Origin of the sequence: Tabrizicola sp., from assembly GCF_030373185.1 — a bacterium.
GTDB lineage: Bacteria > Pseudomonadota > Alphaproteobacteria > Rhodobacterales > Rhodobacteraceae > Tabrizicola.
The window spans coordinates 268,573-284,740 of sequence record NZ_JAUCZH010000003.1; the positions used below are offsets into that span (position 1 = coordinate 268,573).

At 62.3% G+C, this 16,168-nt stretch carries 22 protein-coding genes; 6 read left to right on the forward strand and 16 right to left on the reverse strand.

The features are described from left to right. Positions 1 to 2: 2 nt before the first annotated feature. The 8 genes from flgH to QUV21_RS07960 are packed head-to-tail and all read right to left on the reverse strand — an operon-like array spanning position 3 to position 4,007. Positions 3 to 722 carry a flagellar basal body L-ring protein FlgH gene (gene flgH / locus QUV21_RS07925; RefSeq protein ID WP_300854171.1) on the reverse strand — a complete coding sequence of 240 codons (720 nt, stop codon included), beginning with the start codon at positions 720 to 722 and terminating at the stop codon, positions 3 to 5. A gap of 7 nt (positions 723 to 729) precedes the next feature. Next, complete coding sequence (gene flgA / locus QUV21_RS07930; RefSeq protein ID WP_300854089.1) at positions 730 to 1,152, reverse strand: flagellar basal body P-ring formation chaperone FlgA; 423 nt, start codon at positions 1,150 to 1,152, stop codon at positions 730 to 732. Beyond that, complete coding sequence (flgG, locus tag QUV21_RS07935) at positions 1,149 to 1,934, reverse strand: flagellar basal-body rod protein FlgG (protein WP_300854090.1); 786 nt, start codon at positions 1,932 to 1,934, stop codon at positions 1,149 to 1,151. Before flgG ends, flgA begins: the two co-directional genes overlap by 4 nt. A gap of 9 nt (positions 1,935 to 1,943) precedes the next feature. Further along, complete coding sequence (locus tag QUV21_RS07940) at positions 1,944 to 2,654, reverse strand: flagellar hook-basal body complex protein (RefSeq protein WP_300854091.1); 711 nt, start codon at positions 2,652 to 2,654, stop codon at positions 1,944 to 1,946. 1 nt (position 2,655) lies between these two features. After that, complete coding sequence (locus tag QUV21_RS07945; protein WP_300854172.1) at positions 2,656 to 2,922, reverse strand: flagellar biosynthetic protein FliQ; 267 nt, start codon at positions 2,920 to 2,922, stop codon at positions 2,656 to 2,658. Positions 2,923 to 2,930: 8 nt separating this feature from the next. Next, a complete protein-coding gene (fliE, locus tag QUV21_RS07950; protein WP_300854092.1) occupies positions 2,931 to 3,221 on the reverse strand; it encodes a flagellar hook-basal body complex protein FliE in 291 nt (96 codons plus the stop codon). Positions 3,222 to 3,233: 12 nt separating this feature from the next. Further along, positions 3,234 to 3,617: a flagellar basal body rod protein FlgC gene (gene flgC / locus QUV21_RS07955; protein ID WP_300854093.1), complete on the reverse strand. Its 384-nt coding sequence runs from the start codon at positions 3,615 to 3,617 to the stop codon at positions 3,234 to 3,236. Positions 3,618 to 3,626: 9 nt separating this feature from the next. Continuing rightward, complete coding sequence (locus QUV21_RS07960) at positions 3,627 to 4,007, reverse strand: FlgB family protein (RefSeq protein WP_300854094.1); 381 nt, start codon at positions 4,005 to 4,007, stop codon at positions 3,627 to 3,629. 84 nt (positions 4,008 to 4,091) lie between these two features. Here QUV21_RS07960 and QUV21_RS07965 point away from each other — a divergent pair, with 84 nt between their 5' ends. After that, entirely contained in the window at positions 4,092 to 5,402 is a 1,311-nt protein-coding gene (locus QUV21_RS07965; protein ID WP_300854095.1) for a FliI/YscN family ATPase, read from the forward strand. A 144-nt stretch (positions 5,403 to 5,546) separates the two neighbouring features. Here the strand turns inward: QUV21_RS07965 and QUV21_RS07970 are convergent, their stop codons facing one another. The 6 genes from QUV21_RS07970 to QUV21_RS07995 form a co-directional block, all read right to left on the reverse strand. Continuing rightward, positions 5,547 to 6,338 carry a DUF1217 domain-containing protein gene (locus QUV21_RS07970; RefSeq protein WP_300854096.1) on the reverse strand — a complete coding sequence of 264 codons (792 nt, stop codon included), beginning with the start codon at positions 6,336 to 6,338 and terminating at the stop codon, positions 5,547 to 5,549. Beyond that, the gene (gene flbT / locus QUV21_RS07975; protein ID WP_300854097.1) at positions 6,335 to 6,739 is read right to left on the reverse strand and encodes a flagellar biosynthesis repressor FlbT; all 405 of its coding nucleotides are present in this window, start codon (positions 6,737 to 6,739) and stop codon (positions 6,335 to 6,337) included. Before flbT ends, QUV21_RS07970 begins: the two co-directional genes overlap by 4 nt. Then, on the reverse strand, positions 6,736 to 7,107 hold the full coding sequence (flaF, locus tag QUV21_RS07980; RefSeq protein WP_300854098.1) for a flagellar biosynthesis regulator FlaF: 372 nt from the start codon (positions 7,105 to 7,107) through the stop codon (positions 6,736 to 6,738). The genes flbT and flaF overlap by 4 nt, the downstream gene beginning before the upstream one ends. 67 nt (positions 7,108 to 7,174) lie before the next feature. Next, on the reverse strand, positions 7,175 to 8,401 hold the full coding sequence (locus QUV21_RS07985) for a flagellin (RefSeq protein ID WP_300854099.1): 1,227 nt from the start codon (positions 8,399 to 8,401) through the stop codon (positions 7,175 to 7,177). Positions 8,402 to 8,597: 196 nt separating this feature from the next. Next, the gene (locus QUV21_RS07990; RefSeq protein ID WP_300854100.1) at positions 8,598 to 8,918 is read right to left on the reverse strand and encodes a hypothetical protein; all 321 of its coding nucleotides are present in this window, start codon (positions 8,916 to 8,918) and stop codon (positions 8,598 to 8,600) included. Continuing rightward, positions 8,902 to 9,126 carry a rod-binding protein gene (locus QUV21_RS07995; RefSeq protein ID WP_300854173.1) on the reverse strand — a complete coding sequence of 75 codons (225 nt, stop codon included), beginning with the start codon at positions 9,124 to 9,126 and terminating at the stop codon, positions 8,902 to 8,904. The genes QUV21_RS07990 and QUV21_RS07995 overlap by 17 nt, the downstream gene beginning before the upstream one ends. A 625-nt stretch (positions 9,127 to 9,751) precedes the next feature. Between QUV21_RS07995 and QUV21_RS08000 the strand changes: the two genes are divergently transcribed. Both QUV21_RS08000 and QUV21_RS08005 read left to right on the forward strand, forming a co-directional pair. Then, positions 9,752 to 10,651 carry a flagellar hook-length control protein FliK gene (locus QUV21_RS08000; RefSeq protein WP_300854101.1) on the forward strand — a complete coding sequence of 300 codons (900 nt, stop codon included), beginning with the start codon at positions 9,752 to 9,754 and terminating at the stop codon, positions 10,649 to 10,651. A gap of 7 nt (positions 10,652 to 10,658) precedes the next feature. Continuing rightward, on the forward strand, positions 10,659 to 11,324 hold the full coding sequence (locus QUV21_RS08005; RefSeq protein ID WP_300854102.1) for a flagellar hook capping FlgD N-terminal domain-containing protein: 666 nt from the start codon (positions 10,659 to 10,661) through the stop codon (positions 11,322 to 11,324). Positions 11,325 to 11,327: 3 nt separating this feature from the next. Here the strand turns inward: QUV21_RS08005 and ubiB are convergent, their stop codons facing one another. Together ubiB and ubiE are read right to left on the reverse strand one after the other, a co-directional pair. Further along, complete coding sequence (gene ubiB, locus QUV21_RS08010; RefSeq protein WP_300854103.1) at positions 11,328 to 12,860, reverse strand: 2-polyprenylphenol 6-hydroxylase; 1,533 nt, start codon at positions 12,858 to 12,860, stop codon at positions 11,328 to 11,330. Then, positions 12,857 to 13,603 carry a bifunctional demethylmenaquinone methyltransferase/2-methoxy-6-polyprenyl-1,4-benzoquinol methylase UbiE gene (gene ubiE / locus QUV21_RS08015; protein ID WP_300854104.1) on the reverse strand — a complete coding sequence of 249 codons (747 nt, stop codon included), beginning with the start codon at positions 13,601 to 13,603 and terminating at the stop codon, positions 12,857 to 12,859. Before ubiE ends, ubiB begins: the two co-directional genes overlap by 4 nt. A 101-nt stretch (positions 13,604 to 13,704) precedes the next feature. Here ubiE and mutM point away from each other — a divergent pair, with 101 nt between their 5' ends. The 3 genes from mutM to rpsT all read left to right on the forward strand — a co-directional run bounded on the left by mutM (position 13,705) and on the right by rpsT (position 15,801). Beyond that, positions 13,705 to 14,550: a bifunctional DNA-formamidopyrimidine glycosylase/DNA-(apurinic or apyrimidinic site) lyase gene (mutM, locus tag QUV21_RS08020; RefSeq protein ID WP_300854105.1), complete on the forward strand. Its 846-nt coding sequence runs from the start codon at positions 13,705 to 13,707 to the stop codon at positions 14,548 to 14,550. Positions 14,551 to 14,609: 59 nt separating this feature from the next. Beyond that, positions 14,610 to 15,386: an enoyl-CoA hydratase gene (locus QUV21_RS08025; RefSeq protein WP_300854107.1), complete on the forward strand. Its 777-nt coding sequence runs from the start codon at positions 14,610 to 14,612 to the stop codon at positions 15,384 to 15,386. A 145-nt stretch (positions 15,387 to 15,531) separates the two neighbouring features. Further along, positions 15,532 to 15,801: a 30S ribosomal protein S20 gene (rpsT, locus tag QUV21_RS08030; RefSeq protein WP_300854108.1), complete on the forward strand. Its 270-nt coding sequence runs from the start codon at positions 15,532 to 15,534 to the stop codon at positions 15,799 to 15,801. Positions 15,802 to 16,168: the final 367 nt, after the last annotated feature.

Here is a 16,168-nt window from a genome sequence, read left to right on the forward strand (position 1 = left end):
GATCAGAACGGTAGCAGGATGTCGGCGGCCTGCTGGCCATAGGTGGGCTGCTGCATGTCAGTGATCTGCCCGCGCCCGCCATAAGCGATCCGCGCGCCAGCGATCTTGTCATAGGTGATCTCGTTCTGGCGCGAAATGTCGATGGGCCGGACGAAACCGGTCACGATCAGCTCGCGCATTTCGAAGTTCACGCGGACTTCCTGTTGCCCCTCGATCCGCAGAACGCCGTTAGGCAACTGCTCCACCACGGTCGCGGCAATACGCAGGGTCAGCTGCTCATTCCGCGCCACATTGCCGGAGCCCTTGAAGGTGGAGGACGATTTGGACTCAAAAGCCTCGGCCATGCTGGCACCATCGGGAAGTGCCTCGTCCAGGCGCTGCGGGATTCCCAGAAACTCAGGCAGGCCGGATTTTTGCTGGCCGCTGCGACTGCGCCCGGTGCTGTTGGAGATGGCCGCGCTGTCATCAATCTCGATCACGACGGTCAGAATATCACCCCGCGTTGCCGCGCGACGGTCACCGAACAGCGATTCGGTTCCCGCTTCCCAAAGCGACGAGTCATCGGCGGGCGTGCTGGCGGCCAAGTCTTCGGGCAGTGTGGCGGCATACATCGCATAGTTCTGCGAACTACCTTCCAGCGGCGAGAACTCTGGCGCGCGGCCAACCTGGCCAAGTTTGCCGCATCCGGCGACGGCGACTGAAAGCAGAAGGGTGCAACGCAACATCATTTCATTCTTCCCATCCAACAAAAACCGCACCATTCGGCCCGATCCGGCCGCTGACAGTGGTGCGCGAAGCAAGATTGATCACGCGGATGACCTCCCCCTCCGAGCCGCGGGCAAGTGCGCGGCCTTCGGTAGAAATCGCCAACCCGCCGGCAAGATAGACCAGCGCTACAACCTGATTGCGCTGGACAAGGGTAGGCGGGCCAAGGTCGGCCAGCCGCACGGGCCGTCCAGCATAGATGGCGACCCGCGCCTCCAGCCCGATCGCGGCCGCCGTATCGCTGAGCGCGCCCGGCAGCCCGGCGTTCACAAGGGTCAGGTCGTCCGGCCCGATCACCGTCTGGGCGCGGATCGTCCGGGTGGCGATCACGCTTTCCGCCATCACGGGTGACGCAAAGAGCAAAATGATCAGCGCCCGCCACATCATCGCACCTGCGTGGTTGCGGCAAGCATCTGGTCCGCTGCGGTGATGACCTTGGCGTTCAGCTCATAACCGCGCTGGGCCTTGATCAGTTCGGTGACCTCACGCACAGCATCGACCGAGCTGCTTTCAAGGTAGCCTTGCCGCAGTGTCCCCAGCCCGTCTTGCCCCGGAGCCGCCGAGAAGGCCGGGCCAGATGCAGGACTTTCCAGGAAAAGGTTGGACCCCATCGCCTCCAATCCTTTTTCGTTGGAGAAGGTCGACAGGGTCAGCTGGCCCAGCAGTTCCGGCTCTATACGGTCGGCGAAATCGGCCCAGACCTCGCCCGCAGGGCTGATGGTCAGTCCGCGCGCATCCGCAGGAATGGTGATCCCCGGCACGACCGCGAATCCATCCGAAGTCACGACCAGCCCGTCGGCTGAGCGCTTCAGGGCGCCGTCGCGGGTATAGCCCGTCTGGCCCGAAGGCATGGTTACCTCCAGATAGCCGTTGCCGTCGATCGCGACATCAAGATCGCCGCCGGTCAGATCAAGCGAACCCTGGCCCAAGATCACGGAAACCGCTGCCGGACGGACCCCAAGCCCGATCTGCACCCCGGTGGGCAGCATGCTGCCATCGGCGGCCGAGACGCTGCCGGGCCGGGCCATCTGCTGATAGTGCAGGTCGGCAAAATCGGCGCGGCGGGGATTGTAGCCCGTGGTCGACATGTTGGCGAGGTTGTTTGAGACGACATCAACCTTCATCTGCTGGGCGGCCATGCCCGTTGCGGCAATGTGAAGCGCCTTCATTGCAACCCCCTATCGGCCAAGCGTCTGGACGACGCCACGGACCCGTTCATCTTCCGCGTCAAGGAACTTTTGCCCAAGCTCATAGGCGCGCTGTACCGCGATCATCCGGGTGATCTCGGACAAGGGTTCGACGTTGCTGTCTTCCAGCATGCCTTGCAGGATCACCGCTTCTTCCACAGGCTCCAGCGCATCGGCGGCGAAAAGCGTGCCGGACTGGTGGCGCATGCCAAGCGGGTTTTCCGGCTGCCACAGGCCCACTTGCGCAATCGGCTGGCCATCGGCGGAAAGCGTTCCGTCACGGGCCAGCGCAACCGCTCTTGCGTCGGGCGGCAGAAAGATCGGCGCGCCTCCGGCATCAAGCAGACGGTGGCCGTCGGGTGTCACCAGTTCCCCCTCAGCCGATGGGGTGAAGCTGCCAGCGCGGGTTAACCTTTCGCCTTGCGGCGTATCGATCAAGAAGAATCCATCGCCCTGAATGGCAAAGTCGAATGTGCCGCCGGTCTGGCTGATCGTGGCTTGACCAAGGTCGACATGCCGGGCGCTGGCATGGGCCATCGACAGGGACGGGTCCACGTCCAGCGCGGTGACGTATTCCGAAAACACCACACCCTCGCGCCGGAATCCAGTGGTCGAGGCATTGGCAAGATTGTTCGCCACGACCGCCATTTCGCGCATCAGGCCCGATTGGCGGTTCAGGGTGGTGTATCCGGCCGCGTCCATCTTAGCCCCCTGCGATCTGGGGAATGATCGTGTCGGCAAAGAAGGCGACAAGCGTCGAGGTCATGAAGCTCATCGAGGCCCAGAAAACCACCAGCATCAGCGCGGCCTTTGGCACGAAGGTCAGGGTCATTTCCTGAATCGAGGTCAGCGCCTGAAACAGCCCCACCACCACGCCCGCGACCAAGGCCACGGTCAGCAATGGTGCCGAGATCAGGACCGAAACCCACAGACCTTGGCGCATCACGTCAAAGATCATCGCCTCGGTCATACCGCTGGTCATACCGGCATCCTCAGGATTTCCTGATAGGCCTCGACCACCCGGTCACGCACGGTGGCCACCGTCTCTACCGCCATCTGCGACGAGGCCAGCGCCTGAACCAGGGCATGCGGATCAGCGCCACCCGACATCGCGGAACGGGCTGTCGTCTCATGATCTTGCAGGGCGCCCAGGAAGTTTCCCGCCAGTTTGGCGAACCCCTCTGCCGCCCCGTCGGCCTTTGGCTGGGGGGCGGCGGCGGTGCGGGCATTGGCATAGGCCTGACTGACTACAGAGGCTTTCACGTCCATTCTGGATCTCCCCTATCGGCGCAGAAGGTCAAACAGACTTTGCGTCATCTGACGGGTCTGATCGAACATCCGAAGGTTCGCCTCATAGCTGCGCTGCGCTTCGCGCGCGTCAGCGATTTCGATCACCAGATCGACATTCGAGCCGTCGTAGTGACCGGTATCATCGGCCAGCGGGTGGCCGGGGTCGTAGATCTTGGCAAGTTCGCTGCGGTCAAGGAGCACGCGTCCGGGTTCGACCAGACCGGTTTCCATCGCCTGATCGAAGGTCATGACCTTGCGATGATATCCGGGGGTGTCGGCATTTGCGATATTCTCGGACACATGGCGCAGCCGCATTGCCTGTGCTTCCATCCCGGAGGCGGCGAAGGAAAGCGAGCTGATCAGATCGTTGCTCATCTACGCCCCCTACCGTGACCGGCCAAGGCTGGCGCGCACAACGTCCGAGGTGGCGCGATAGACGGCCAGCGCCATTTCATGGCCTTGCCGCGCCTCAACCGATTTCACCATCTCCCCCTCAAGCGAGACGGTGTTGCCGTTCGGTGATTCACGGCCCGGCGCGCGTTCAGGCACCAGCGCTGCCCCATTTGAGGCGACGTTCAGGTGGCCCGGACGGGTTGCCCGCATGTCACCGCCTTCAGCGAAAACCGTGGCGAAGGCGGGCAGATCCTGCGCCTTGTAGCCAGGTGTATCGGCATGGGCGACGTTGCGGGCGATTACGCCCATCCGTGCGCCGGAATGCGCGGCAAGTGCCTGCGCCATCCGGGTAAGTTCCAGCTTTTCAAACATCGGGGCTTCTCCCTCGACCAACTTCACCAAGGCTTAAGGGTGATTCCTTTAGAAAGGGTAAGCGGCGAACAAAGGGAGAATCCCATGACTGGACTTTTCGAAGGCCTGCTGGCGGAAATTGCAGGCGCGGCCCCGGTTCGCCGGGTTGGGCGGGTCGTGGAAACCCGTCGTGGGCTTGCCGAAGTGGCGGGGCTGGATGCCGCTACCATCGGTGACCGGGTTTTGATCCACAGCCGCGACGGCACCGCCGGGGGCGAAGTTCTGCGGCTTCGGCCAGGGCGCTGTTCGGTGCTGCCGGATGCCTCGGGCGACGGCATGGCGATCAACGACCGGGTCGAGCTTCTGGGCCGGGCAGAGATTGCGCCCGACAACAGCTGGGTCGGCCGGGTGATCAGTGCGGCAGGGCAGCCGCTTGACGGGCGGTCGCTTTTACGCGGCGCCCGTCCGCGTGCCTTGCGTGCGGCGGCCCCGGCGGCTGCGACGCGTCGCCGTCTTGGGGCGCGGCTTGGCACTGGCCTTGCAGTCTTCGATACGTTGCTTCCACTGGTGCGCGGCCAGCGGACCGGGCTTTTTGCCGGGTCTGGCGTTGGAAAATCCTCGCTTCTGGCGCGGTTTGCCCAAGGGGTGGAGGCCGATGTCGTCATCATCGCGCTGGTCGGTGAACGTGGCCGCGAGCTGCGCGAATTTACCGAACGCGTCCTTGGCCCCGCCGGCATGGCGCGCAGCATCGTGGTCACGGCCACATCGGACCAATCGCCCCTGATGCGGCGAACCTGCGCGTTGACCGCGATGGCAGTGGCCGAACATTTCCGGGATCAGGGGTTGCATGTCTTGTTGCTGGTCGACTCTGTAACCCGGTTCGCCGAGGCGCATCGTGAGGTGGCGCTGGCAGGCGGTGAGGAGGCGTCGCTGCGTGGCTACCCCCCTTCCTTGACCCAGGCGATCACCGGACTGGCCGAACGTGCCGGACCCGGGCCAGAAGGGGCCGGCGATATAACGGCGGTCTTCTCGGTGCTTGTTGCGGGGTCTGACATGGATGAACCCGTAGCCGATATCTTGCGCGGGGTTCTTGATGGCCATGTGGTGTTGGACCGCCGCATCGCCGAGCGTGGACGCTTTCCGGCGATTGACCTGCTGCGGTCAGTGTCGCGGTCGTTGCCAGAGGCCGCGAGTGACGATGAAAACGCGCTGATCAGCGCGGCCCGGCGGCTGCTTGGGGCCTATGATCGGGTGGAATTGATGATCCAGGCCGGGCTTTATGCCGGGGGCTCTGATCCAGAGATTGACCGTGCAATCCGGCATTGGCCTGCTCTCGATGCCTTTCTGGCCGAAGATGCGCCCCTGACCGGGGTGGAAGGCAGCTTTCAAAACCTGCGGGCCTGCCTAGATGATTGAGGCTGGGCCTTTCGGCAAACCGGGCGCAGGCGCAAGGTAGGATTGGCCCAGCAGTGGATATCCGTCTCCGAAAATCTGGTATGCGGCCAGAAGGAACTGGCTGCCCAGCTGCGGCAAGCAGGCCGCCAGTTCCAACTGCGATGGTCAGCGTCGCAAGAGTTGCAGCGCAATTGCCGCGGGCGAACTGCCCATGCCCTCGGCCTGCAACTCTGAGCGCAGGACAAAACGGCGCACCAATGCCTCCATCTTGGCCGGATCCGAAAACTGGCTGACACTGGCCTCGCCGAAGGCCGCCTCGGTCCTTGTTTTCAGGACGGACACCTGTTGATCAAGGTCGATCGTGGCAAAACTCTTGGGCAGTCCAAGCGCCGTCTGCACCACCTCTCGCATCGGAGGATTGCCAAGGATGGCGAACCACTTCGCCGATTCGCTGGTGCCGCGTGCAGCGAGGATGGGGATCTCCCGTTCCGCATTGAGGGCCAGGCGGTATGTATTGCTTTGATTGCCGACAGCAGTTTCAAAGCTGCGGGCGCGAAACTGGGTGAGGATTTCATCGGGAAAGGTCGAGATCTTGGTGCGCGGAACCGCATAGTCGCCAAAACCGAAGGCAGCAGAGAATTTCTGATACTGCTTGTCGGCAAGTTTGTTGGCCAGAGCCCCTTCCTTTAGCGTGCCACCTTCCAGGATTTTCTGGATGAAGGCCTTGCTGTTGATGTCGCCTTCCAGTCCGAAAGCTGTGAGAGCAATTCGCAGCAGCCGCTTGTCTGAAACCAGTTGGGCAGCCGTATCCACCTTGCCGATACGCGTGCGAAAATAGGCTTCGTCGCGCTGTTGTACCGGGGTGGCCTGCTGAATGGTCTGTTGTCGCGCCATGGTACGCTTGAGAAACCCCCAGCCGACATAGCCGGTCAACGGTAATGCCGGCTGAAAGCTCATGCGCGTCCGGCGGCGAAGAGCCGCTCTTCCCTTGGCAAGAGGTTCCGAAGCGCCTTCAGCACCTGATAGTGCTGTTCTTCCATCACCGCGCGGCTTGCGACTGCCAGTTGGGCGCGGCTGTCATGGTCTGTCAGAACCTGGCTGAGCTGCTCGATCCCGCGCAAAAGTTGCATCCGCATGTCAGCGGCATCGGCATCGCCGGTCAGGACAAGTTGGGCAATGTAACAGACACGACGAACCGGAGTATTGCATTCCTCGGGGTGGATGGCGTCGCGCAGGCGCAGGATATTGGCGTTGGGGGTCATGATGGCAAGCCGCGAGCGGCGTTCGCCGTTCTCGATCACGGCGCCGTTGATCAGCACCCTTTCGTGCGGGCCGAGTTTCAGGACTAGCCCGCTCATGCCGGACCCCCTTCGCCACGCAGACCCCGCATGATGGCAGTGTTGATGTCGGTCAGGACATCTACGCTGGCCTTGTCGTCAAGCACGGCGCGGCTGTGCCGGGCCGTGAACTCGTACAGGTGAAAGAGTCTGGCCCGCAGCGTGTCGGGCAGTCCGTTGCCGGGAGTGGCCACGTCTGCTGCCAGCGTTGACCATAGCTGCTGGTTGTCGATCAGGGCGCTGACAAGGCCGGGGTAATCCGTGCTGCGGTTTGCCCAGGCGCTCCGCAACCTCTGCGTCACCTGGGCGACCAGATCGTATTCGATCGCGCGCAAGGAGCGGGCCGGCGTCTCTCGCTGGGTGTAGGCGATTGGGGCTTGATAGGTCATCGGCGGTCCATCTGTTCAGGGCTTGGGGTGATTTGGGCCGCGGACATCTGCCCGCGGCCCGTCAGGATTACCGGAACAGTGACAGAAGGCCCTGCGGCTGCTGGTTGGCGATGGACAGCGCCTGTGTCGCAAGCTGCTGCTGAACCTGCAACGCCTGCAACCTGGCCGAGGCTTCTTCCATGTCGGTATCGACAAGCACACCGATCCCGGTCTTGAGCGAATCGGTCAGCTGGCCGACGAATTCGCTTTGGATGTCGATCCGCTTCTGCGAGGAACCGAAACTGGCCGCCGCGTCGATCGAGGTTTGCAGCATGCCCTCGATGGCCGAAAGCGCGGTCGTCGGATCGGTGACCACGTTGATCGTGGTCAGCCCGGCCAACCCACCCGTGCCGCGCGTTGCCGAAGTCGAAATCGCCGCCGCCTGGTTGGTGTTGTTGGCCACCGAAAGCGTTCCGGCGGTGAGCGACAGGGTGAAGTCGGTGTCGGAAAGGCCATTCGTTGTCAGCGAATTCTTGAGCCCGGCGACCAGCGCATCCGCGGTATCACCTTCCTGCACCACATAGCGGCCCGTGGTGGAGCCGACGCTCAGCTCAATGGAATCGCCGGCAATCAATGCAGTGAGAGTTGCGGGCGCGGCCGCCGGATCGTTCGAAGCCAGCGCGCCAGCGCCACCCTGGAAGGCAAAGGTTCCAAGCGTGGCGGGAGTGCCGGTGACCACGGTAAGATCGGGCGCCGTGCCAGACGTGCCGCCCAGCGTGCCGCCACCTGCCGTAAGGGCTGCACCCGCCGTTGTCGACAGGTTCTGCGACGTGACCGCGATGTTCGAAGACGTCACGCCCGAAGGCGAACGGTCAAGCGAGGACAGCACGTTCACGGTCGTCTGCGACCCGTCCACAAGGTTGAGGCCGTTGAACTGTGCGGCCCCCACGACTGATTCGATCTGGCTGCGAAGGGCAGTGACATCGGTCTGGATCTTGCCCCTGTCGACGTTGTCGGCCTGGGCGGCAACAATCTTGCCCTTCATCTCGGTCAGGAGCTTCGTGACCGTTTCCGAGGCCTGACGGGCAACGGTCAGGGTGGCATTGCCGACGGCGAGGCTGTCTGAAATGCCCTTGAAGCCTTGCACATCGGATTCCATCACTTTGGAAATCGCCCATACGGCTGCATTGTCCTTGGCCGAGGCGACGCTTTTCCCGGTGGAAATATCCGACTGGGTCTTGTTCAGGTTGGCGTTGATGCCCTTCATCGTCTGGAGGGCAACCATCGCACTGGTGTTGGTCAGGATCGACGACATCTTTTTATCCTTGGCAAAAGGCCGCTGATTTCACGGCTGGAAAGACCACATATGCGTGGCAGGATGGGCGTTCTGTCCGATACCGCCGGATGTTCCGAAGGTGCCGCCCCTTCATGAGGCGCGCTCTCATTTGAGGGCCGAAGGTTCTAATCAATCCCTAATCGGCTTGCCGGAAATTCCTTGGATTTGAAGCAACTCAGAAGCGTCTTGCCGCAAGCTGTGACAAGGGCGCGATGGCCTTCTTGCGACCCAGGGCATCATAGGTTGTCAGGGTCGGGCCGGACGTGATCTCGACCATCCGGGCCTGTGCCGCCCGCACACCACGCGATGCCGCCTTGATCAGCTTGACGTTTCGCTTGGCCTTCTCGCGCAGACCTTCAGCTGTCTTAGCATCAAGCTGTGGCAGGCCGTTGACCACCGCCTCGACCTGCGGGGCAAGTCTGGCCAGACTGGCAATGTCACCCGCAAGCACCGCATCCCGGGTCTGGTCCAGCAAATCTTCAAGAAACACTGACATTTTCCACCTCTGCCATGGCCTTGAATATCAGTTCCGCAAGTCCGATCCCGCCCTTGTTGACAATCAGCCGCGCCTGTTCCTGCCGCAGGAACGAGGTGAACTGCGCCTCGCCCTGGCCACCACCAAAGGCCCCTTGCATTTCCCCAAGGCCGGAATGGGCAAGCATTTCGGCCAGAAAGGCGGCCTCAAGTTCCTGAGCCCTGGACATCAAGAGGTCGCGCCGGGACGGTGGCGCAGCGGGCAAGGCCGAAACGGTAGCTGTGTCCATGCGAAGGCTCCTGATAGATCGGATTTTCCCGAAGATCCGCGATGGGGGTAAAGAATGGGTAACTTCTTTTGCCGATAAATGGCTGATCAGCGGCAGAAGTCGTAGGAACATGCAGACACAGTTCGTACCCCTCTTTCCAACCGGTTCATCGGCCCTAGTGCCGACTGGATCGGGATCTGCAAATGACACACCGGGATTCGGGGCGTTTTCGGCGCATCTTCCCGACCCTGATGCAAATGGGGCGCAGGACGATCCCGCGCAAAGCAGCCCTGCGGATGGCGACCCTGTTCTGGCACCCTGGACGGACTTTCCGGCCAGTCTTGCGACCCTGCGGGTGGAAAATCCAAGTGGCGTGAACCTGGCCGACTTTTCGCATGCGGACTCTGGTGGTATCGGGGCGGTGCCTGAAATCACTGAAGATCTGCCAGATATCCAAGTCGGGCAAGCGGGCCTCGATGCAAGTGAACGTTCGGCGCTGCCACCGGATTCTGCGCGCATCGGGCCGTTACTCCCTTCCGCTCTGGCAAACGGCTCATCCAGCTCGATGCCGGGGGGGGCATCAGCCATGGCGGATGGCGGGGTCGTGTTCAAGATCGTCGCGCCCGAGCCTGCCGTTGTTCCGCAGTCTGGCCTTCAGGACGGGGCGCAGGCCAAGGCGGGCGTCGCTGATCCGGCTTGGATGACTGGCCTCGCCATTGCCGCGCCGGTTCATTTGGCGCGGCTGGGGCCAGATCTTGAGGCACAGCACGCCCAAGGTAACAATCGTCTTTGGCAGGGGGAGTATCTTGGCGAAGACTGGTCAAATGGGCCAAAAGGTCCGTTGGCCAAGGATGACAGGACCGTCTCGGCGGGAAATGCCGGGCCAACCATCGCCGATCTGATGGGAAATGCGCTCACGCCTGCTGGGGTCGGCTTGGACCTGGCGCATGCGGGCGCCGCTACATCGCCTGAACTGGTTTTCGTCGATGTGGCTGGCGAGTCCGGGCTGTTGTCCGGTCCTGGCGCAGGGTCGGCATCTGGTCCTGGGGCAGGGACAGGGGCGCCATCTGTTTCGGCCCAGCCTCCTGTGCCACAACTTGCTGCCCGGCTGGTGGAAACGCTGGTTCACAGCGGCAGTGGGGTGACCGAAATTTCCCTTTCTCCGGACGAGCTGGGCCAGGTCCGCGTCACTTTGCAGGCCGATGCCCAGAATCCCGACCGGATGGTCGTGATGCTCAACTTCGACCGGCAGGAAACACTTGATCTGTTCCGGCGCCATGCGGACCAACTGGCCGATGCGCTGCGGGCGGCGGGGTATTCGGGCGTGGATATCGGCTTTGGCCAATCGGGGCCTGGCCAGCGCGACAACCCTGACACATCCCCGACCGCTCCGACCGAGGCGGCGCTTGCAGACATGATCGACCCTGATCCGGTTGCCCATCCCTTGCGGCTTTCCACTGGCCGTTCCCTTGATCTCAGGCTTTGAGGAAAACATGACCGTCTCCGCCGCCACCTTTTCGGCCAGTTCGGCATCAGCCGCATCCACCACCGGCCAAGGGACCAAGATCACATCCGATTTCAATACCTTCCTTCGCATGCTGACAGTCCAGATGCAGAACCAGGATCCGCTTAACCCGATCGATTCGACAGATTATGCGGTGCAACTGGCCACTTTTTCCGGGGTGGAGCAGCAGGTTCGGACCAATCAGCTTCTTTCCGACATGCAGGCCCGGTTTCAACAGATGGGCATGGCGGAAATGGCCAGCTGGATCGGGCAGGAGGCGCGGTCGAATGCCCCCGTTTTCTATGACGGTGATCCGGTGACGCTTTCGCCGAACCCGGCGCAGGGGGCGACGGGCGCGGTTGTTGTCGTCAGGGATGCGCAGGGCAACCTCGTGTCGCGCGAAGACCTCCCAGCCACCGCCGCGCCCTATCGGTGGCTTGGGGCTGACGCTGCGGGAAACCGTTTGCCCAGCGGAATCTACAGCCTGACGCTTGAAAGCCTGCAGGGTGAAAACCTGATCGATTCCCGGCCAATCGAACACTACGCCCGGGTGATTGAGGCGCGTGGCGGCGATGCTGGCACAAAGCTGGTTCTGCACGGCGGGGTAGAGGTTTCGGCCAGCGCAGTTACTGCCCTGCGGCTGCCGCAAGGCTGATGGTCAGAACATCTCGGCCGTCAAAGCCCCACCAACGAAGGCTGCAATCACCATCAGGGCAATCAGCGGCCATAGCCCCCTCCGGCTGGGCTGCGCGGGCGGTGGTGTCGGGTTTCCGGTGCGGATAAGTTGCGCCTCGACCAGCGCCGGAAGCCTTGGTCCGAACCGCGCCAGAACCCGCGCCGTCTTGACCAGATCCCGCAGCATGGCCTTTGGCCCAATGGTTTCCTTGATGTAACGCTCTACGATCGGCTGCGCGACTTCCCAGATGTTGATATGCGGATCAAGTGATCGCGCCACGCCTTCGACCACGACCATGGTGCGTTGCAGCAAGATCAGCTCGGTCCGCGTTTCCATCCCGAAACGTTCGGTCACCTCGAACAGATAGGACAAAAGCCGCGCCATGCTGATCCGGCTGGCGTCCATCCCGAAGATCGGCTCGCCAACGGCGCGAAGGGCGCGGGCAAACTCGTCGATATCCCGGTCTGCCGGCACATACCCCGCCTCGAAATGCACCTCGGCCACCCGGCGATAATCCTTGCGGATGAAGCCCATAAGGATCTCGGCGTAGACGCGGCGGGTATATTCGTCGATCCGACCCATGATCCCGAAATCATAGGCGATGATGTCGCCATTCGCCGCGATCTTCAGGTTGCCCTGATGCATGTCGGCGTGGAAGAATCCGTCGCGCAGCGCGTGGTTTAAAAACAGTTGCAGAACCCGCGCACCCAGCACCCGGCGGTCATGGCCCTGCGCGTCGATCAGCCCGTTTTCGTTCAGGCCAATCCCTTCGGCCCAACCCAGTGTCATCACGTTGCGTGACGACAGGAACCAGTGCGTCTTTGGCACCTGAAAACCTTCGTCCTTCGCCGTGTTCGCTGCAAATTCGGCAGCGGCCGAGGATTCCAGCCGCAGGTCCAACTCCCCCATGACCACGCCCTCGAAATGGGTGATCACGTCGACCGGGCGCAGACGGCGAGAGAACGGCGCCAGCAATTCGATCCCGCGGGCGGCAAGATAGAAGGCGTCGATATCCTTCCTGAAGGCGCGTTCAATGCCGGGGCGCAGAACCTTGACCGCCACTTCCTCGCCTGTATCAGCCAGTCGCGCGCGATGGACCTGCGCGATGGAGGCGGCGGCGACGGGCTCGGAGAACTCGGAAAAGATTGAGGAAACCGGCATCTCAAGCTCGGCCTCGATCATCTTTTTCGCGGTGGCGGTCGGGAAGGGGGGCAACTTGTCCTGAAGATATTTCAGTTGCTGCGCCAGTTCTTCACCAACGATGTCGGGCCGGGTGGACAGGATCTGGCCGAACTTGATGTAGGCCGGGCCAAGGGCCGTCAGCGCACGGGTGGCTGGCGGCAGCTCCGGATCACCCTTCAGGCCCAGCCATTTGAACGGCCAGCCCAGCATCCGGGCGGCAAAGCGCAGGCGGGCGGGGGCGCGGAACGCCTCCAGCACCACATCCATTGCCCCGGTGCGCTCCAGCGTGGCCCCGGTGCGGATCAGCCGGATGATGTTATGCGGGCCTCTCACAGTTTCCAGCCAGAATGGAGGGCCGCAATGCCCATGCTCAGGTTGCGATACTTGACCTGACCAAAGCCCGCGTCGCGGATCATGGTGGCAAAACTTTCCTGATCGGGGAACTTGCGGATCGATTCGACCAGATACTGATAGCTTTCCCGGTCACCTGCCACGATCTGCCCCATCACCGGGATCACGTTGAAGGAATAGAGGTCATAGGCCTTTTGCATCATGTCATTGGGGATGTGGGAAAATTCCAGCACCATCAGCCGCCCGCCGGGGCGCAGCACCCGGTAAGCTTCACGCAAGGCGTCGGGAATCCTGGTCACGTTCCTGATCCCGAAGGAAATCGTATAGGTGTCGAAGCTGGCGTTCGGGAACGGCAGCGCCATCGCGTCGCCCACCACCCAATCAAGGCTTGCGGCCATCTTTTCGGCTTCGGCGCGCTTGCGGCCCTCGATCAGCATCGGTTCGGTCATGTCGCAGACCACCGCCGATGCCCCCGGCGCGCGTTTCAGGAAGCGAAAAGCCACATCACCCGTGCCGCCCGCCACATCCAGAAGGCGCTGGCCGGGCCGGGGCGCAAGCCAATCCATCATCGCGTCCTTCCAGACGCGATGGATGCCCATCGACATCAGGTCGTTCATCACATCGTATTTCGAGGCGACCCGGGAAAAGACGCCATGCACCATTCCGGCCTTTTCAGCCTCTGGCACGTCCTGAAAGCCGAAGTGGGTCGTGCGGTCGTCAATCATCGGGGATGCGGTCCTTGGGGGCTTGCGATCCGTGTCTCTTGCCCCTCCTTATAGTCCGCCAACCCGCGCCCGCAATGCGCCGAACTGTCCATGAGGGGGTTATGCCCGAACTGCCCGAAGTTGAAACCGTCCGCAGGGGCCTGCTGCCGGTGCTGGAAGGCGCGGTGATTCTGCGGGCCGAGGTCAACCGGCCTGATCTGCGCTGGCCTCTGCCGGACCGGATGGCGGACCGCCTGACCGGGCGGCGCATCACGGCCCTGCGCAGGCGGTCGAAATACATCCTCGCCGACCTCGACAGTGGCGAGACGCTTCTGGTGCATCTGGGCATGTCGGGCAGGATGCTGATTTCCGGGGTGATGCTGGGCCAGTTTCACCACGACCACCCCGCGCCGCAAAAGCATGATCATGTGGTTCTGCACATGGACAATGGTGCGCGCATCACCTTCAACGACGCCCGCCGTTTTGGCGCGATGGATCTGATGCCGACGGGTGGCTCGCATCCGCTTCTTGCCGCGCTTGGTCCTGAACCTTTCGGCAATGATTTCAACGAGCCCTACCTTGCCGCCCGGCTGGCAGGCCGCCGAACGCCGATAAAATCCGCGCTGCTGGATCAGCGGATCGTGGCCGGCCTTGGCAATATCTATGTCTGCGAAACCCTGTATCGCGCCCGGATCAGCCCGCTTCGACTGGCGGGTGACCTTGGGGAAGGTGCCGTCCGCGCCCTTGTCCCCCTGATCCGCGAGGTTCTGGCCGAGGCAATCGAAGCGGGGGGGTCTTCCTTGCGCGATTTCCGGCAGGCCAATGGCGAACTTGGCTATTTTGCCAAGCATTTCCAAGTCTATGACCGCGAGGGTGAGCCTTGTGAGACCCCCGGCTGCACCGGGACGATCACCCGCACCGTTCAGTCAGGCCGGTCGTCCTTCTGGTGTCCTGATTGCCAGAGGTGACTTGCCATCCTGCTGTTTGGTGCTAGGAGTCTGCGCCACTGCAACAGCGGGAGCCTGCCATGGCCTATGAAACGCTGATCGTCGAGATCGAGGACTATGTCACCCTGATCCGGCTCAATCGCCCTGACGCCATGAACGCGCTGAATTCCACGCTGATGCGGGAACTGGCCGCTGCCGTTACTGCGGCAGAAGCCAATGACAAGGTGCGCTGCATCGTTGTCACGGGGTCGGAAAAGGCCTTTGCTGCCGGTGCCGATGTGCGCGAGATGGCGGAAAAATCCTTCATCGATGTGTACTTCGATGATCTTTTCGCCCCCGAGGTGACCGCTATTGCCAAGGCCCGCAAGCCGATCATCGCTGCGGTTTCAGGCTATTGCCTTGGCGGCGGGTGCGAGCTTGCGATGCTGTGCGATTTCATCATCGCCGCCGATACCGCCAAGTTCGGCCAGCCAGAGATCAACCTTGGCATCGTGGCCGGAATGGGCGGCACCCAGCGTCTGACGCGTGCGGTGGGCAAGTCGAAATCGATGGACATGCACCTGACTGGCCGGTTCATGGACGCCGCCGAGGCCGAACGTTGCGGCCTTGTTTCCCGAGTCGTACCTGCGAAGTCGCTGATCGAAGAGGCGCTGAAGGCCGCGCAGAAGGTGGTCGAAAAATCGACCGTCACCGCGATGGTGGTCAAGGAATGTGTGAGCCGCGCGCAGGAAACCAGCCTTGCAGAGGGGCTTTTGTTCGAGCGCCGGATGTTTCACGCCCTGTTTGCGACCGAGGATCAGAAAGAAGGCATGGCCGCCTTCCTTGAAAAGCGCCAACCGCAGTTTCGAGACAAGTAGCCCTTTCCTTTTCATCCGCCTTGGCCTATAGGCCGCCCCACATGCGCGTGGGCCCGCTTAGGCAAGAATCAATCCTGACCATCGGTCGGGGCCTTTGGTCTTTCGTGCAAACTGTTTGAAACACTGAAAGACCCATAGGAAGCCCATGGCCAATACAGCCCAGTCCAAGAAGCGCGCTCGTCAGTCCGAAGCGCGTTATGCCATCAACAAGGCCCGCCGTTCGCGGATCCGCACCTTCCTGCGCAAGGTTGAAGAGGCAATCGCTTCGGGCGACGCCGATTCCGCCGCTGCCGCTCTGAAGGCCGCTCAGCCGGAGCTTGCGCGTGGCGTGTCGAAAGGCGTGCTGCACAAGAACACCGTGTCGCGCAAGATCTCGCGCCTCGCGTCCCGCGTGAAGGCCGTTGTCAAGGCCTGACGCTTTACCGATTCTCCGATGATGCACAGGGCGTGGCCGCAAGGGCTGCGCCCTGTCGCATTTCCGGGCTGTCTGACACAAGGTTTCGCGCACTCCGTTGCCGATTTGCACGACCCTCGGATTCGATTTCAGGGAATCCCTGTCAAGCGAGATGTTCGGTTGCAGACCCCGCGAACGGCTTGTTAGCGTGACCCTGCGATTCACTTCGTCTTGGGGGACAAGACTTGGTCGCAGGTAGAAAACTGCTGCACGGATCAGACGCAACCATTCTGCGCGTTATCTGAGTTTTCTGTTTGCGAACAATGATTTGGAGGCGGCATTCAAGCTGCCCCTGTCACAAATGGTCTGGCTGCCGCAAATTTGGCAA

Excerpts from the sequence above, each read along its gene's own strand:
- flgA (WP_300854089.1), bottom strand. The coding sequence starts at position 1,152 with ATGATGTGGCGGGCGCTGATCATTTTGCTCTTTGCGTCACCCGTGATG.
- flgG (WP_300854090.1), bottom strand. The coding sequence starts at position 1,934 with ATGAAGGCGCTTCACATTGCCGCAACGGGCATGGCCGCCCAGCAGATG.
- QUV21_RS07940 (WP_300854091.1), bottom strand. The coding sequence starts at position 2,654 with ATGGACGCGGCCGGATACACCACCCTGAACCGCCAATCGGGCCTGATG.
- QUV21_RS07945 (WP_300854172.1), bottom strand. The coding sequence starts at position 2,922 with ATGACCGAGGCGATGATCTTTGACGTGATGCGCCAAGGTCTGTGGGTT.
- fliE (WP_300854092.1), bottom strand. The coding sequence starts at position 3,221 with ATGGACGTGAAAGCCTCTGTAGTCAGTCAGGCCTATGCCAATGCCCGC.
- flgC (WP_300854093.1), bottom strand. The coding sequence starts at position 3,617 with ATGAGCAACGATCTGATCAGCTCGCTTTCCTTCGCCGCCTCCGGGATG.
- QUV21_RS07960 (WP_300854094.1), bottom strand. The coding sequence starts at position 4,007 with ATGTTTGAAAAGCTGGAACTTACCCGGATGGCGCAGGCACTTGCCGCG.
- QUV21_RS07965 (WP_300854095.1), top strand. The coding sequence starts at position 4,092 with ATGACTGGACTTTTCGAAGGCCTGCTGGCGGAAATTGCAGGCGCGGCC.
- QUV21_RS07970 (WP_300854096.1), bottom strand. The coding sequence starts at position 6,338 with ATGAGCTTTCAGCCGGCATTACCGTTGACCGGCTATGTCGGCTGGGGG.
- flbT (WP_300854097.1), bottom strand. The coding sequence starts at position 6,739 with ATGAGCGGGCTAGTCCTGAAACTCGGCCCGCACGAAAGGGTGCTGATC.
- flaF (WP_300854098.1), bottom strand. The coding sequence starts at position 7,107 with ATGACCTATCAAGCCCCAATCGCCTACACCCAGCGAGAGACGCCGGCC.
- QUV21_RS07985 (WP_300854099.1), bottom strand. The coding sequence starts at position 8,401 with ATGTCGTCGATCCTGACCAACACCAGTGCGATGGTTGCCCTCCAGACG.
- QUV21_RS07990 (WP_300854100.1), bottom strand. The coding sequence starts at position 8,918 with ATGTCAGTGTTTCTTGAAGATTTGCTGGACCAGACCCGGGATGCGGTG.
- QUV21_RS07995 (WP_300854173.1), bottom strand. The coding sequence starts at position 9,126 with ATGTCCAGGGCTCAGGAACTTGAGGCCGCCTTTCTGGCCGAAATGCTT.
- QUV21_RS08000 (WP_300854101.1), top strand. The coding sequence starts at position 9,752 with ATGGCGGATGGCGGGGTCGTGTTCAAGATCGTCGCGCCCGAGCCTGCC.
- QUV21_RS08005 (WP_300854102.1), top strand. The coding sequence starts at position 10,659 with ATGACCGTCTCCGCCGCCACCTTTTCGGCCAGTTCGGCATCAGCCGCA.
- ubiE (WP_300854104.1), bottom strand. The coding sequence starts at position 13,603 with ATGATTGACGACCGCACGACCCACTTCGGCTTTCAGGACGTGCCAGAG.
- mutM (WP_300854105.1), top strand. The coding sequence starts at position 13,705 with ATGCCCGAACTGCCCGAAGTTGAAACCGTCCGCAGGGGCCTGCTGCCG.
- QUV21_RS08025 (WP_300854107.1), top strand. The coding sequence starts at position 14,610 with ATGGCCTATGAAACGCTGATCGTCGAGATCGAGGACTATGTCACCCTG.
- rpsT (WP_300854108.1), top strand. The coding sequence starts at position 15,532 with ATGGCCAATACAGCCCAGTCCAAGAAGCGCGCTCGTCAGTCCGAAGCG.